This is a genomic window from Bacteroides sp. Ga6A2, assembly GCF_000702225.1.
GTDB lineage: Bacteria > Bacteroidota > Bacteroidia > Bacteroidales > Bacteroidaceae > Ga6A1.
Genome location: NZ_JNKX01000015.1, coordinates 70,448 through 86,171 on the forward strand (window position 1 = coordinate 70,448; position 15,724 = coordinate 86,171).

Annotated in this window: 12 protein-coding genes; 7 read left to right on the top strand and 5 right to left on the bottom strand. The window is 45.3% G+C overall.

Features of this window, described 5'->3' with window-relative positions:
* Positions 1-24 precede the first annotated feature (24 nt).
* On the bottom strand, positions 25-1,551 hold the full coding sequence (locus T538_RS0105005; RefSeq protein WP_031532489.1) for a DUF4301 family protein: 1,527 nt from the start codon (positions 1,549-1,551) through the stop codon (positions 25-27).
* Between the two features lie 125 nt (positions 1,552-1,676).
* On the opposite strand from T538_RS0105005, the gene T538_RS0105010 reads away from it, so the two are divergent.
* On the top strand, positions 1,677-3,875 hold the full coding sequence (locus T538_RS0105010) for a RelA/SpoT family protein (RefSeq protein WP_031532490.1): 2,199 nt from the start codon (positions 1,677-1,679) through the stop codon (positions 3,873-3,875).
* Between the two features lie 187 nt (positions 3,876-4,062).
* Positions 4,063-4,578: a hypothetical protein gene (locus tag T538_RS0105015; protein ID WP_155992999.1), complete on the top strand. Its 516-nt coding sequence runs from the start codon at positions 4,063-4,065 to the stop codon at positions 4,576-4,578.
* Here the strand turns inward: T538_RS0105015 and T538_RS0105020 are convergent.
* Entirely contained in the window at positions 4,572-5,693 is a 1,122-nt protein-coding gene (locus T538_RS0105020) for a hypothetical protein (RefSeq protein WP_155993001.1), read from the bottom strand. The two genes, T538_RS0105015 and T538_RS0105020, sit on opposite strands and share 7 nt — an antisense overlap.
* Positions 5,694-5,737: 44 nt before the next feature.
* Here T538_RS0105020 and T538_RS0105025 point away from each other — a divergent pair, with 44 nt between their 5' ends.
* Together T538_RS0105025 and T538_RS0105030 are read left to right on the top strand one after the other, a co-directional pair.
* The gene (locus tag T538_RS0105025; RefSeq protein ID WP_031532493.1) at positions 5,738-6,736 is read left to right on the top strand and encodes a Gfo/Idh/MocA family protein; all 999 of its coding nucleotides are present in this window, start codon (positions 5,738-5,740) and stop codon (positions 6,734-6,736) included.
* 18 nt (positions 6,737-6,754) lie between these two features.
* Positions 6,755-7,942 (top strand): DUF4421 domain-containing protein, encoded by a 1,188-nt coding sequence (locus tag T538_RS0105030; RefSeq protein ID WP_155993003.1) that lies wholly within the window; start codon positions 6,755-6,757, stop codon positions 7,940-7,942.
* A 14-nt stretch (positions 7,943-7,956) separates the two neighbouring features.
* Here the strand turns inward: T538_RS0105030 and queF are convergent, their stop codons facing one another.
* The 3 genes from queF to T538_RS0105045 are packed head-to-tail and all read right to left on the bottom strand — an operon-like array spanning position 7,957 to position 11,543.
* Complete coding sequence (gene queF / locus T538_RS0105035; protein ID WP_031532495.1) at positions 7,957-8,421, bottom strand: preQ(1) synthase; 465 nt, start codon at positions 8,419-8,421, stop codon at positions 7,957-7,959.
* A complete protein-coding gene (gene queC / locus T538_RS0105040) occupies positions 8,418-9,092 on the bottom strand; it encodes a 7-cyano-7-deazaguanine synthase QueC (RefSeq protein WP_031532496.1) in 675 nt (224 codons plus the stop codon). Before queC ends, queF begins: the two co-directional genes overlap by 4 nt.
* Positions 9,093-9,116: 24 nt before the next feature.
* The gene (locus T538_RS0105045; protein ID WP_051655885.1) at positions 9,117-11,543 is read right to left on the bottom strand and encodes a transglycosylase domain-containing protein; all 2,427 of its coding nucleotides are present in this window, start codon (positions 11,541-11,543) and stop codon (positions 9,117-9,119) included.
* Positions 11,544-11,925: 382 nt separating this feature from the next.
* Between T538_RS0105045 and T538_RS0105050 the strand changes: the two genes are divergently transcribed.
* Genes T538_RS0105050 through T538_RS0105060 form a run of 3 tightly spaced genes read left to right on the top strand, consistent with a single transcriptional unit; the run spans position 11,926 to position 15,675 of the window.
* The gene (locus T538_RS0105050) at positions 11,926-14,142 is read left to right on the top strand and encodes an anaerobic ribonucleoside triphosphate reductase (protein WP_031532498.1); all 2,217 of its coding nucleotides are present in this window, start codon (positions 11,926-11,928) and stop codon (positions 14,140-14,142) included.
* Between the two features lie 22 nt (positions 14,143-14,164).
* A complete protein-coding gene (gene nrdG / locus T538_RS0105055) occupies positions 14,165-14,671 on the top strand; it encodes an anaerobic ribonucleoside-triphosphate reductase activating protein (RefSeq protein ID WP_031532499.1) in 507 nt (168 codons plus the stop codon).
* 29 nt (positions 14,672-14,700) lie between these two features.
* Positions 14,701-15,675, top strand: a complete 975-nt coding sequence (locus T538_RS0105060) for a transporter (protein ID WP_031532500.1) — start codon at positions 14,701-14,703, stop codon at positions 15,673-15,675.
* Positions 15,676-15,724 lie beyond the last annotated feature (49 nt).

Sequence of the window (15,724 nt, forward strand, 5' to 3'; positions counted from 1 at the left end):
AATATATTGATTATTTTTCTTTGATTACTTCTGATGCTGCTCACGAAGCAAGTCGTTCACGGTCTTAACCGGATTGAAGGTGATAAGCGGAACTTCAACAAACACGGTATTCCAGTTGCTCATCGCGCCATTCCACAAGCCCGGAAGTTCGAGAGCCTTCAAATCCTTGCCGTTCTTTGACTTGTAAGAGATGAAGCCTGTGCTCTTGTCAACATACTCAGGCAGGTTGAACTTCTCGCCCTTGTAGTTCTTCAGACTGCAAACGAGGTCTACCGGATTGAAGTGAGTTCCCTTTGTGAACATCTCCATGCTTTCCTTGTTGTTCTTGTCAATCTGAGAACTCTCGAGAATCTGCAAAGAAATTGTTCCGTCGGCATTGTAAACCAAGAACGGACCGCCACCCGGCTCGCCGATATTCTTTACCATTCCGCACACACGCATTGGTCTGTTAAGTTTGCCTTTCAGATAGATTACGAGGTCGGCATCCTCCAACTCTTTTATCTTTGGATTGCGACAGCACAAATCTTGCTGAACAAAACGGATAATCTCTTCGAGGTCGGTATGAGTATAGACTCCGCTATCCAACTTCTTCAGATATGCAAATGCCTTCTTCTGCAATGAAACGAGCAGTCCGGCAAGAACCATCTTGTATTTTACGGTCTCGTCCTTCAAGCAATCAGGAACAAGATTGTCGATATTCTTGATGAAGACAACGTCGGCATCGAGGTCGTTAAGATTCTCGATAAGAGCACCATGACCGCCCGGACGGAACAGAATCTTGCCATCGCTCGTGCGGAACGGCTGGTTATCCATCGTGCCGGCAACCGTATCGGTGCTTGATTTCTGCTCAGAGAACGAAACATTGTACTTGACGCCGAACTTATCCTCGTACTTCTTAACCTTCTCTGCCACGAGTTTCTCGAACATCGCCCTGTGCTCAGGACTTACGGTGAAATGAACATTCACGTTTCCTGCACCATCGGCTGCATATAGCGCGCCTTCTACCAGATGTTCCTCGAGTGGAGTGCGCGAACCATCGTCGTATGAGTGGAACAGGAGGAGTCCCTTCGGAAGTTGTCCGTAGTTAAGACCGTCCTTGTCGAGCAGAGTGCTTACAACGGCCTTATATGAGCCTTCGGCTACGAGTTCGTCGATATTCTTACCTTTTGTTTTCTTACAAGCCTTATCAAGCGCATCGTAGAAGGCAAACTTCTTTATCTCTGCAAAGAACTTCTTTTCAAAATCCGATGTAGGTTCTTCATATTCAGCATCTACAAACTCAAAGAGATTCTTGAACATTCGGCTTGCCGCTCCGCTGGCTGGGACAAACTTGAAAATCTTTCCGCTGTTGCTCTTCTTGTACTCTTTCCAGGTGTCGAGATATCCGTTTACAGCCGCATCATCACAAACCACAATGCCCTTTCCTGCCTCGGCCGCACCTGCAAGCTTCAAAAACGGGAAGCCTCTCTCCAAATCCTTCAACTGCGCAGCAACCTGCTCTTCTGTTATTCCCTTTGATGCAAGGAATTCCTTGTCCTGTAGTGTCAACATACTTGTATATTTAAAAGGTTGATATTAAAATTTATTCGTCAAAAATACAAAAATATATTGTATTTGCACCATGTTTCAAAAAAAAAACTTATTTTTGTAACTATAAAACTATACACAGACAGGATATGAACGAAAACACATTCTTCACAAACGAAGAAAAGGTTATGCTTTTCACCTTGTACCGTCAACTACTAAAACTGTCGGAAGATACATTACGACATGACGATTGTGCAAAAATAAAGGATATTCTGATAGAAGCCGTATCAAACAACGGAATAAAACGCGACCAGTTCGGACTAAACCCCATAATATCGGATATGCAGACTGCCATCATCGTGGCATCCGAGATTGGCATGAGCCGCGCGTCGGTTCTAAGTATAATGCTGCACGACTGCGTGCAGAACAACACAACTTCGACCGAACAGATAAAGAACGATTTCGGAGAGGATGTTGCCGGGATTGTTTCGGGATTGATAAAGATTAACGAACTCTATTCAAAGAAACCGACAATCGAGAGCGAGAACTTCAGAAACCTCTTGCTGTCGTTTGCCGAGGACATGCGCGTAATCCTTATTCTGATTGGCAGCAGAGTAAATCTGATGAGGCAGATTCGCGACACCGACAACATTTCGGCGCAGAAACAGGTGGCACAAGAAGCGGCGTACCTCTATGCCCCACTCGCCCACAAACTCGGTCTGTACACTCTGAAATCGGAATTGGAAGACTTGTCGCTTAAATATCTTGAGCACGATGCCTACTATATGATTAAGGACAAGCTGAACGCTACGAAAAAGGCGCGCGACCAATATATCTCGGAATTCATCTTGCCAATCGAGAAAAAGCTGAAGGATGCCGGACTGAAATTCCACATGAAGGGAAGAACGAAGAGCATCCACTCGATATGGCAGAAAATGAAAAAACAGAAATGCGCTTTCGAGGGCGTGTACGACTTGTTTGCCATACGAATCATTCTCGACTCCCCCGTTGAAAAAGAAAAACAGGATTGCTGGCTCGTCTACTCTATCATCACGGATATGTATCAGCCAAACCCCAAACGATTGCGCGACTGGCTTTCAATTCCGAAGAGCAACGGATATGAGAGTCTGCACATAACCGTTATGGGACCGCAGGGAAAGTGGGTCGAGGTGCAAATCCGCTCTGAAAGAATGGACGAGATTGCCGAACGAGGCCTTGCTGCCCACTGGAGATACAAGGGCATCAAGGGCGACAACGGCATCGACGAGATTCTGACAAGCATTCGAACGGCTCTCGAAACCAACGCCGACGACCGCAACCTGATGGACCAGTTCAAGATGGAGTTGTACGAAGACGAGGTTTTTGTCTTCACCCCGAAAGGCGATTTGTACAAACTGGCAAAGGGTGCGACGGTGCTCGATTTTGCCTATCGAATTCACACAAACGTGGGAAGCCGATGCACATCGGCACGCATAAACGGAAAGATTGTGAATATGCGCCACGTTCTGCAAAGCGGCGACCAAGTCGAAATCATCACGTCGTCAACTCAGACACCGAAGACTGAATGGCTGAACATCGCTGCAACTCCGCACGCACGCACAAAAATCAGGCAGTCACTCAAAGAAACTCTCATAAAGCAGGCTGAATTCGGCAAGGAAGAACTCCAGCGAAAGTTCAAAAACCGCAAACTCGACTATGACGAGACGATAATGATGCGTCTGATAAAGAAACTCGGATACAAAATCGGTTCTGAATTCTATGCCGACATCGCCGAGAACAAGCGCGACGTGAACAGCGTTCTGGAATTGTACTTGTCTATGCTAAATCCGGAGACAGAGACAACCGTAACAAGCGCAGACACTTACATCAACAACACAAGTGCCCTGCCACAAGGCATGGGCAACGATGTACTTGTGATTGACCAGAACATGAAGGGCATCGACTTTACGCTTGCACGATGCTGCCACCCTATTTACGGCGATGACATCTTCGGATTTGTTACTGTAAACGGCGGAATAAAGGTGCATCGTTCCGACTGTCCAAACGCAACCGAACTTCGAAAACGCTTCGGCTACAGAATAGTTAAGGCAAAATGGGCAGGCAAGGGCGGCTCGCAGTACGAAATAACGGTTAGAGTAATCGGTAACGACGACATCACAATCGTGAACAACATCACTTCGATAATATCAAAAGAAGAAAAGGTTGTTCTGAGAAACATAAACATCAGTTCGAACGACGGACTTTTCTCCGGGAACGTGACAATTATGGTCGACGACATCACAAAACTCGAGGCTCTTCTGCGCAAACTCAAAACAATAAAGGGTGTGAAACAGGTGAACAGAATATAAAGTCAGGTGCTCTATATGTTTCATTTTATGGCAAAAAAGTAAATCTGGCTAAAAAACACGTTACGATTTTTCGGTAATTATAAATAGAAGTTGTACCTTTGCATTGTTTTATAAGGTACAACTTTATTTACATATGAGTTTTGGTAAAAAAATTGTTAATACAACAATATTTTCGTTTATTATAATTTTGGCATCCTGTAGCGGGTCTACGGATTTGCCAACCTTCCAACTGAAAGGGAAGGTAAAGAAATATGTCATCAACGATGATACCTTATATTTCTCGCGAAGTGGCAAGCTTACATCCATTAGTTCTGGCACATACAGCGACGTGTACGTTAACCACGACAACAACGACAACATTTCAACTGTCATCTGCAAGACGAGCGACCGCACTCTGACCATTCAGTTTGTCTTCGATAAGAACAGACAACTTACGCAGACTATCGAGAAATGCAACAGCGACCACAATGCCTGCAATGCGTGCAAGCGCAACGAGATAATAAAGTACACATACAAAAACGGTCTTCGTCATCATGAATCGCATATTTTCAATGGGATAAACCATGATGAGGAAAACCGCAACTATGCCATAGACTATATGTATCTGACTTTCGACAATAACGGGAACTGGACTAAGCGAAAGCTTAAATACAACAACAACGGCAAGGAATTTATAGAACAGAGAGAGATTTTCTACTATTGAATCTCCTCTGCTGCCATTTCGTTCTTATAAGCTTTCTTCTTGTCTGCACCATTCAGCAGACTTCCGTAGAAGAAGAAATATATGCAGAAAAGCACAATATTAACAACCGATGCAACAAGGCTTATCACAAAGACTGAAAGACCTTGCAACGCTCCGAAATATCCAGGAAGCGAAACATTATCGCCCATCTCCTTACTCTGCATAAACATATTCTCCGACAGGAAAAGAATCATTCTCGGGCTTGCCACAAGCAACATCGGAACAACCAACGCACAACAAATCAGGATTAACAGAACGAGGGAATTCACAAAATTGCCGTAGCCTAATTTAAACGAGTTTGCAAGCGAGAAACCATATCGGTAATCTGTAATGTTGAACTCGACCTCCCACAAGCCAAGCGGAATTGCAAGAAGAATACACGCCACAAAAGCCACAAGAATAAGAATAATAGCCACATCCCATGACAAATTCGCTTCTACGGAAACAAAAGCAATAAATGCAAATATAAGTGTATAAAGTAAAATATTTGTTATTATTGTTGCCAAAGCCTTCCATATTTTCTTCATAACAAGATCTAACATCTCTTTAAGCGAATATTGAGGCACTTTGTTGTAAACACTATAATATTCCATATTAGCGGCAATAAACGCCAGCAATAAAGAATTGGCAAAGATACTAAACACCGCTTCCACAATAAAAATCAGAATGTTCTGTAAAATATATTCAGGGTTGTAAGACATATTCAACAGCGCTGTAAACACTGCCAACAATAGAATATAAGGCAAGCCCTTCAGAAAAAGCGACTTGAAATTATTGCAAAATACCGATGTTCCAACGGCGATATTTTTCAACACACTACGTTTGTCATAAAAAAGAACAGTCTTGTTTTCTGTTTCCATCACCAAAATTATTAGTTTAACTTCGGCAAAGTTAAGACAAATGTATTGTTTTTGCAAATAGTTATTTATAAAATTTGCAGAATCACTATGAGCAAGTATACATTTTTCGCTTTTAACAAAAAAGAAAATCTGACAAAATCGGCATGAAAAACACAAAAATAGCACATAAGACGACAAAAACACAGGCAAAGCACGGACGATAATTTGTTTTTTCATTTTTTTGACTTATTTTTGTAACTTCTAAAATGTAATTAGCAAATATGGATAGCATAAATAACATAAAACAAATAAAATGGGGCTTCATCGGCTGTGGTGAGGTGACAGAGAAGAAAAGCGGACCGGCTTTCAGCATGATTGAAGGCTCGTCGGTTACTGCCGTGATGAGCCGCGACCGTCAGAAGGCACGCTCGTATGCCGAAAGACACAACATTCCGAAGTACTACACCGACGCTCAAGAGTTGGTCGACGACCCAAACGTAAATGCTGTCTATATAGCCACTCCGCCTTCATCGCATGCAACATATGCAATTATGGCGCTGAAGGCTGGCAAGCCGGCTTATATCGAAAAACCGATGGCGGCAAGCTATGCCGACTGCGTGAGAATAAACCGTATCTCAGAACAGACCGGCGTACCATGCTTCGTTGCGTACTATCGCCGCTATCTGCCTTATTTCCTGAAGATAAAGGAACTGATTGATAACGGCGAGATTGGCAAGGTGGTGAACGTACAGATTAGATTCTCCGTGCCTCCGCGCGACCTCGACTACAACAGCAAGGACATTCCTTGGAGACTTCAGAAAGATATCGCCGGCGGCGGATATTTCTACGACCTTGCCCCTCATCAACTCGACTTCATTCAGGAACTTTTGGGCGTCATAACCGAGGCTCACGGATTCTGCGTGAACATGGGCGGACTTTACAATGTTGAGGATAATGTAAGTGCAACGTTCAAGTTTGCCAACGGACTCGTAGGCTCGGGCTCGTGGTGTTTCATCGGTCACGAATCGGCAAAGGAAGACCGCATCGAGATAATCGGCACAAAGGGAATGATATGCTGCTCGGTATTCACCTTCGAGCCTATCGCCCTGCACAACGAGAAAGGCAGAATAGAGTATCCGATAGAGAATCCAAGCTACGTTCAGCTTCCGCTTATCAAGGCGGTTGTCGAGGATCTTCAGGGACTCGGCAAATGCTCGGCAACAGCCATCAGCGCAACGACTACAAACTGGGTGATGGACAAGATTCTTGGCAAACAGTAATTTACCTGAAAAACAAACGTGGGAAAAATAAAAGCAACATACCTAATTTCACTATTTTTGTCGCTGTGTACGGCATTGTATGCAAACGACATCGAAACAAACGACAGTAACTCACAGCGCAAACCTTTAATAAACAAGGTGGGCAAATTTGTCGTTGACCAAGGAAAGATGACGGGAAAACTCTTTGAAAGAGGCGTTGAGAGCACCGTCGGAGCAACACTCAGACAATTCGATAAAAGGGGCGATACTATCTGGATTTCGCCAAATCAATACAACTATGCCGTGATGCTGGAGACAAGCAACTGGTACGAATTCTACAACATCAGCAGTTCTACGAGCAAACAGGAAATAGATTTCAGTCCGAATGCCAACTACAAACTCGGTCTTTACTTCGGATGGAAATGGATTTTCCTTGGATATTCGGTAGATGCAACCAGACTATTCAGCCGTTCGACAAGCGCAAAGCGCGAGTTCGAACTGAGTATCTACACTAATATGATTGGCGGCGACATCTATTGGAGAAAATCAGGAAATTCACCGATGACACTCGACGACTACACAGGTTTTTCCGACGATTCGCAAATCGGAAAAGAATGTAATGCCCTCGACGTTTCGATAAAGGGTCTGAATGCATATTACATCTTCAATCACAAGCATTTTTCGTATCCGGCGGCATTTGCACAGAGCACAAACCAACGGCGAAGTTGCGGCTCGTTCTTGCTCGGCATAACCTGTTCAAAACACGAAATAGACTTCAATCACGAGAAACTGCCGAAGAAAATGGTCGAAGAACTCGACCAAAGCATGATGTTCAACAAACTGAAATATTCGGACTACAGCATCAACTTCGGATACGCATACAACTGGGTTTTCAAGAGAAACTGCCTGCTGTCGGCATCTTTGCAGCCAGCCATCGGTTACAAGGAATCGGAGGTAAAAATCAGCGACATAACGATGAACCAACTGAAGAGGCAGATGAAATACATCAGTCTGGATATGTTCAGCCGCATCGGAATAACTTGGAACAATGCAAAATACTACACGGGGCTATCGTTCGTTGTTCACACCTATAGTTTCAGACGTGAGTATTTCAGCGTGAACAATACATACGCATCACTCAAGTTCTATGCAGGCTTCAATTTTGGTAAAAAGAAGAAAAAGAATGCAATAGAACTACCTGTAAAAGAGCCGATTATCGAGAAATAAAAAACCACAACCTATTAAAGATTGTGGTTCATAAGTCTGTATTCTGCCATTTTTTCGTACTTCGTTCCCGGCTTGCCATAGTTGGCATACGGATAGATTGATATTCCGCCGCGCGGAGTGAAGATTCCTGTAACCTCGATGTACTTCGGATCCATCAGCTTTATCAAATCCTTCATAATCTTGTTTACGCAATCCTCGTGAAAATCTCCGTGGTTGCGGAAACTGAACAGATAAAGTTTCAAGCTCTTGCTCTCGACCATGCGCTCGCCCGGAATGTAGTCGATTTTGATTTCCGCAAAATCGGGCTGTCCTGTGATAGGACAAAGGCTTGTGAACTCTGGACAGTTGAAACGCACCCAATAATCGTTGTCGGGATGCTTGTTTACGAAGCTCTCGAGCACCTCGGGAGCATAGTCCTGTCTGTACTCGGTCTTCTTTCCTAAGGCCTGAAGACCTTCTTTTTCTCTATTCTCGCTCATTTTCCAGCCAAAGCTAAGTTTTTAATTGATAGATACTTGTCGAGTCCTTCCTTTCTGAGTTTGCACGAAGGACACTCGCCGCATCCGTCGCCCTGAATGCCATTATAGCATGTTAGCGTATCGTTGCGAACGATGTCGAGCACGCCAAGATTGTCTGCCATCTCCCAAGTCTGACACTTGTCAATCCACATCAGCGGAGTATGGATTACGAACTGCTCGTCCATCGCAAGATTCAGGCTCACATTGAGACTCTTGATGAATGCATCGCGGCAATCAGGATATCCGCTGAAATCTGTCTCGCTGACACCTGTTACCAGATGATTTATGCCACGCTCGCGAGCGTAAACGGCTGCGATGCTGAGGAAGAACAGATTACGTCCCGGAACAAATGTGTTTGGAAACGAATCTAACGGTTTATCCTTGTCCATCGGTATGCTCGAATCTGTAAGCGAATTCTTACCGAGTTTGCCTATGAAACTCACGTCCATGCAAGCCCACTCTACTCCCGCCTTCTCGGCTATCTTCTTTGCCAGTTCAACTTCCTTAACATGCTTCTGTCCGTAGATAAAACTAAGGGCGAAGACCTCCTTGAAGTTCTTCTTTGCCCAATATAGGCATGTTGTTGAGTCCTGACCTCCACTGAAGACCACAAGAGCCTTCTCTTTGTTCATTGTCATCATAATTTAACTCTCCGTTTAATCAAATATTTCGTCTATACCTCCACTTTGTTTTTGCTGAGGTGCTTTATTTGTGTTTCCCGTTGCAGAAGAAGCAGCATCTCCCACTTCCATAACCTCTTCCTTTCCGTAACTCTGCTCGTTGCAAAGGCTGAAATTCTCAGGGAATGCGAATGTCGCGCTCTCCTTGTACGGCAGAGACTCATCGGCATAAACCATCTTCATGTACTTGCCGTAAATTGGCAGAGCCTGCTCGGCTCCCTGACCGTTTGCCATGTTGTCGAAATGAATGTCGCGGTCTTCGCCACCAACCCAGCAACCGCTCACAAGTTCTGGAGTAAAGCCCATGAACCATCCGTCGGAGTTGCGGTTTGTCGTACCGGTCTTACCGCCCATATCGGCCTTTATCTTGAACATCCAGCGGATTCGGGCTGCCGTGCCGTGATCAACAACGGCTCTAAGCATATCAACCATCTTCAGACTGCTCATCTCGCTGATAACCTCGTTTACCTGAGGCTGGAATTCGGCAACGATATTGCCCTCACTGTCCTCAATTCGGGTTACGAACATAGGCTGAGCACGGATTCCCTTATTGGCAAAGGCTGAATATGCACTAACCATCTCAGAGACAGAAATTTCGCAAGGACCGAGGCAAAGGCTCATAACAGGGTCAATCTTCTTGTTGTTGATGCCAAACTGATGCATCAAATCGACAAGCTGAACTGGGTCGAGCTGGTTCATAAGCCATGCGCTAATCCAGTTGTTAGAGTTTGCAAGTCCCCACTTGAGCGTAACCATCTCGCCATAACGGGCGCGGCTACCGTTGCGCGGAGTCCAGTCCACACCATTTATATTATACGTTTCCTGAACATTAGGAGCCTCGTCGCAAGGCGTGAATCCGTTCTCCATCGCAAGCGAATAAAGGAACGGTTTGATTGTAGAACCAACCTGACGGCGTCCGAGAGTTACCATATCATACTGGAAATGAGTATAATCCAAGCCGCCGACGTATGCCTTAACCGCACCAGTCTTAGCGTCCATACTCATGAATCCGCTGCGCAAGAAATGCTTGTAATATCTGATTGAATCCATCGGAGTCAACATCGTATCGACCTCGATGATATCTACATTCTTAACCGCACCCTTCTCGTCGCGACTTACAACATACTTGGCAACGCTCATCTCTGTCTTTGTGCTGAAAGCCTCGTCAATCTCGCTATCCGAGCAGCCTGCCTTCTTCATCATGATGTAGCGTTCGCTCTGCATCTTGCTTCGCTTCATGATTTTCTCGACATCGGCTGTCGAGAGCATCGAACTGAACGGAGCGGTCTTCTTGCGGCGTTTCTCCTTGTCGAACGCAGGTTGCAATTTTCCGGCGATATGCTCAATTACTGCCTGCTCGGCATAAGCCTGCATGCGCGAGTCGATGGTTGTATAGATTCGCAATCCGTCTTCGTAAATGTTGTAGTTCTCGCCGTTTTTCTTCTTGTGCTTGTTGCACCATCCGTAAAGCGGGTCTTTCTCCCACGAAAGTGAATCCTGATAATACTGCTGATAGTTCCACTCCGGATATCTGTCGCGCTCAGGCTTCTTTGCCATCATCACACCACGGAGATACTCGCGGAAGTAAGTCGCAAGTCCTTCCTTGTGGTCAACACGATGGAAGTCGAGCACCAGAGGCTCTTCCTTCAAAGTGTCGTACTCCGCCTTGGTGATGAAGCCAGCCTTTAGCATCTGACCGAGAACCACATTTCGACGACCGCGGCAACGCTCGTTATGTCTTACGGGATTGAAGAGAGACGGATTCTTGCACATTCCGACAAGGGTTGCAGCCTCGTTGATGGTGAGTTGCGAAGGGTCTTTTCCGAAATATGTCTTCGAGGCAGTCTTTATTCCGACTGCGTTGTTAAGAAAGTCGAACTTATTGAAATACAGCGTGATGATTTCCTCCTTTGTATAGTATTTTTCGAGCTGAACAGCAATAACCCACTCTATCGGCTTCTGAAGGGCGCGCTGAACGCTGTTCTTAGCAACATTAGTATAAAGCTGCTTTGCAAGCTGCTGAGTGATGGTTGAGCCACCGCCCGCACTCTTCTGCATAAAGATTCCGCGCTTTACCAGCGAACGGAAAAGAGCGCGCACGTCGATTCCAGAATGCTCGTAGAAACGCGCATCCTCGGTAGCGACCAATGCGTTTATCAGATTTGGCGAGATGGAATTGTATTCGGCATAGATTCGGTTATCTTTCGAGTACGACCATGTGCCGAGGAGCTTTCCGTCAGACGATATAATCTGAGTTGCGTACTTGTCTACAGGGTTCTGTAAATCCTCAATTTTAGGCAGGTGTCCAATCCAACCTTTAGATATTGCGGTGAATGCGCCGACAACACCTAATATAATAAGCAACAAAAGTGCCCAAAGAACATAAATAATTTTTCGTCTCATATCGATTGCAAAAATACTTATTTTTTTTTGACCTAATATCAATCGAACAACAAAAATATTTTCATATATTTGCAAACGCTTAACAACAAATGTGTAAAAACGATAAACACACCACCACAAAACTTTATAAGATTTTGCCATAAAATTATGGTAAAAATAGCAGGATAGCAATGTAATTTTCATAACTATCACAGCAATAGCTTTTTGCAAACTTTATTTAATGTTTTACTATAAAGTTTTCCATTTCTATTTTTTATATTATTGATTTTCAGCGTTTTAATATTTTTAACAAATTTAAAAGTTGAAAAATTTTGAAATTCAAATCTTATATTATACCTTTGCAGCAATTAAAAAATTAACAATTCTAACTGACAAGAAAAAAATGATACAGACAGTCGTTAAACGAGACGGTCGAATTGTTGGATTCAACGAATCCAAAATTTCTGGCGCTATACGCAAGGCAATGCTCCACACCGAGATTGGCGAGGACGCAAACCTCATCAACCAGATTACCGATCACATTGCAACCCGTGGAAAATCACAAATGACAGTTGAGGACATTCAGGACGCGGTTGAGCGCGAACTGATGAAGTCAAGCCGTAAGGATGTGGCACGCCAGTACATCTCTTACCGCAACCAGCGCAACATTGCCCGAAAGGCAAAGACAACCGACATGTTCCTCGAAATCATCAACATCAAGTCTAATGATATTACACGCGAGAACGCAAACATGAATGCCGACACCCCAGCCGGCATGATGATGAAGTTCTCGAGCGAAACAACAAAGCCTTTCGTTGACGACTATCTGCTGAGCGAGCCGGTACGCGATGCCGTATCGCACAACTATATCCACATTCACGACAAGGATTACTATCCTACAAAGTCGCTCACATGCGTTCAGCATCCGCTCGACCATATTCTTGAGTTCGGATTCAGCGCAGGTCATGGAGAATCGCGCCCTGCAAAGCGCATCGAGACAGCCAGCATACTTGGATGTATATCTCTCGAAACGGCACAGAACGAGATGCACGGCGGTCAGGCAATCCCAGCTTTCGACTTCTATCTTGCACCTTACGTTCGCCGCAGCTATATAGAAGAGGTGAAGAATCTTGAAAATCTTTATGCTCAAGACTTCAAGCATCTTTACGACGCTCCTATAGACGATTACCTGAACACTTCGCTCGACGGACTTGAAGGCGAGGCTCGCGTAAAGCAGCACGCTATCAATAAGACTGTTGCGCGCGTTCATCAGAGCATGGAGGCATTCATCCACAACATGAACACGATCCACTCACGCGGCGGTAATCAGGTTGTATTCAGCTCTGTAAACTACGGAACAGATACTTCTGCCGAGGGTCGATGCATCATCCGCGAAATGCTCATCAGCACATACGAGGGCGTTGGAAAGGGCGAAACAGCCATCTTCCCTATTCAGATTTGGAAGAAGAAGAGAGGCGTGAACTATCTGCCGGAAGACAGAAACTACGACCTTTACAAACTGGCTTGCAAGGTTACGGCACGCCGATTCTTCCCTAACTTCCTGAACCTCGACGCAACTTACAACCAGAGCGAAGAATGGAAGGCTGACGACCCTAAGCGCTACATTCACGAGGTGGCAACAATGGGATGCCGCACACGCGTGTTCGAGAACCGCTTCGGACCAAAGACATCAATAGGACGAGGAAACATCTCGTTTACAACAATAAACATCGTTCGCCTTGCCATCGAGTGCATGAACATCAAGAGCAAGGAAGAGCGTATCGCACAGTTCTTTGCAAAACTCGACAACGTGCTCGACATCACGGCACAGCAGCTTCACGAGCGTTTTATGTTCCAGAAGACAGCCGTTGCAAAGCAGTTCCCTCTCGTAATGTCATCATTGTGGCTCGGTGCAGAGAAACTGAAGCCAACCGACACAATCGAATCGGTAATCAACCAAGGAACTCTCGGAATCGGCTTCATAGGCTTGGCTGAATGTCTTGTGGCACTCGTAGGCAAGCATCACGGCGAAAACGAAGAGGCTCAGGAACTTGGAATTAAGATTGTCACATACATGCGCAACCGTGCGAACGGATATTCTGAGAAGTACGGACACAACTACAGCGTTCTTGCAACTCCTGCCGAGGGCTTGTCTGGCAAGTTCACTCGCACAGACCGCAACGAATTCGGCGTTATTCCGGGTGTGACAGACCGTGACTATTACACAAACTCAAACCATGTTCCGGTTTACTATAAGTGCAGCGCGCTTCACAAGGCTCAGGTTGAGGCACCATACCACGACCTTACACGCGGCGGCCACATCTTCTATGTTGAGATTGACGGCGATGCTACTCACAACCCTGATGTGATTATGCGCGTGGTTGACATGATGGACAAGTACAACATGGGATACGGCTCGGTAAACCACAACCGCAACCGCTGTCTTGACTGCGGATACGAGAATGCCGACCAGAATCTTGACACCTGTCCTAAATGTGGAGGCACAAACGTAGACAAGCTCCAGCGAATCACCGGCTACCTTGTTGGAACTACCGACAGATGGAACCGCGCAAAGCTTGCCGAGTTGAACGACAGAGTGGTTCACGACTTCAAGAACTAAAAATATCTTTGAAACACAAGATATGATTAGCATCATAAAAATTATTCATGACACAACAGTTGATGGTCCGGGCTTCCGGACCTCAATTTATTGTGCCGGTTGCGTAAATGCATGCAAAGGCTGTCAAAACCCCAGCACATGGGACATTAACGCTGGCACAATGACATCTACGGAAGATATCCTGAAGGAAATCCTTACCGATGAATTTGCCGACGTGACATTCACAGGCGGCGACCCGATGTATCAGGCCGAAGGATTCGCAGAACTGGCAGAAGCCATAAAGCATTCGAGCAGCAAGAACATCTGGTGCTATACCGGCTATACGTTCGAGACGCTGAAACAGAATCCGCAGGCTCTCCGACTTCTGAAGTCGATAGACGTGCTTGTAGACGGTCGGTTTGAGGAATCCCTGCACGACCCTGATTTACTGTTCAGAGGAAGCAGCAACCAGCGCATCATCGACGTTCAGGAATCGCTCAAGCAGCAGAAGACCGTTCTGCTCGACTACGACCCTACCCGCCTATTCTAAACACAAAATTTCCGGGATAACAAACAAAAATGAAAATCATACAATTCTTAAGAAACTGGACTCTCCCGATAGCCATGCTAACGGGAGTTGCTGCATATTTTATATACACGGCTATTCCACAACTCGACGAAACGCACGAATTTGTATCCGAAGCAATAGCATACATTCAGCCGATGCTGATATTCTGCATGTTGTTTCTTACTTTCTGCAAGATTGACCCTAAGTCACTTCGTCTGACAAAATGGCATCTCTGGCTCATCATGATACAAGTCTGCACATTCGTCCTACTCGGACTGCCGCTCATCTTTTGTCCCGAGAATCAGTATCGCGTTGTTCTCGAAGGAGCAATGATTTGTATGATTACCCCAACAGCAACGGCAGCCGCCGTCATAACCGGAAAACTGGGCGGAAATGCACAAACGCTTGTCAGTTACACGATGCTTGCCAACCTGACTTCGGCAATCGTAATTCCGATTGTTGTGCCGATGGTACATCCAAGCGAAGGAGTCAGTTTTCTGCCGGCATTCATTGCCATCCTGCGAAAAGTTTTTCCGCTGCTCATTTTTCCGCTTTTTCTTGCGTGGTTAGTGCGAATTTTCATGCCTAAACTCCATGCAATGATGCAGAAGCCAAAGAATCTGGCATTCTACATGTGGGCAGTCTCGCTGTCTCTTGCCATTGCCGTAACAACCCGAAGCATCGTCCATAGCAACGAAAACTTGATTATGGAAGTCGGCATAGCCGTGGCTGCACTCATAACATGCGCCATTCAGTTTGCACTCGGAAAGATGATTGGCGGCAAATACAACGACCGAATCAGCGGCGGACAGGCTCTCGGACAGAAGAATACAGTCTTCACCATCTGGCTTGGGGCAACATTCCTTACGCCAGTAACGTCAATCGCAGGAGGATTCTACTCAGTATGCCACAACGTCGTAAACTCTTATCAACTTTACAAGGTGAGAAAGACGGCTGAAAAGTCTCAGAAACAAGAAAAAGCATAAAAACCGAATATTTTTGCCGATAAAATTTGCAGATTCGAAATATTGTTGT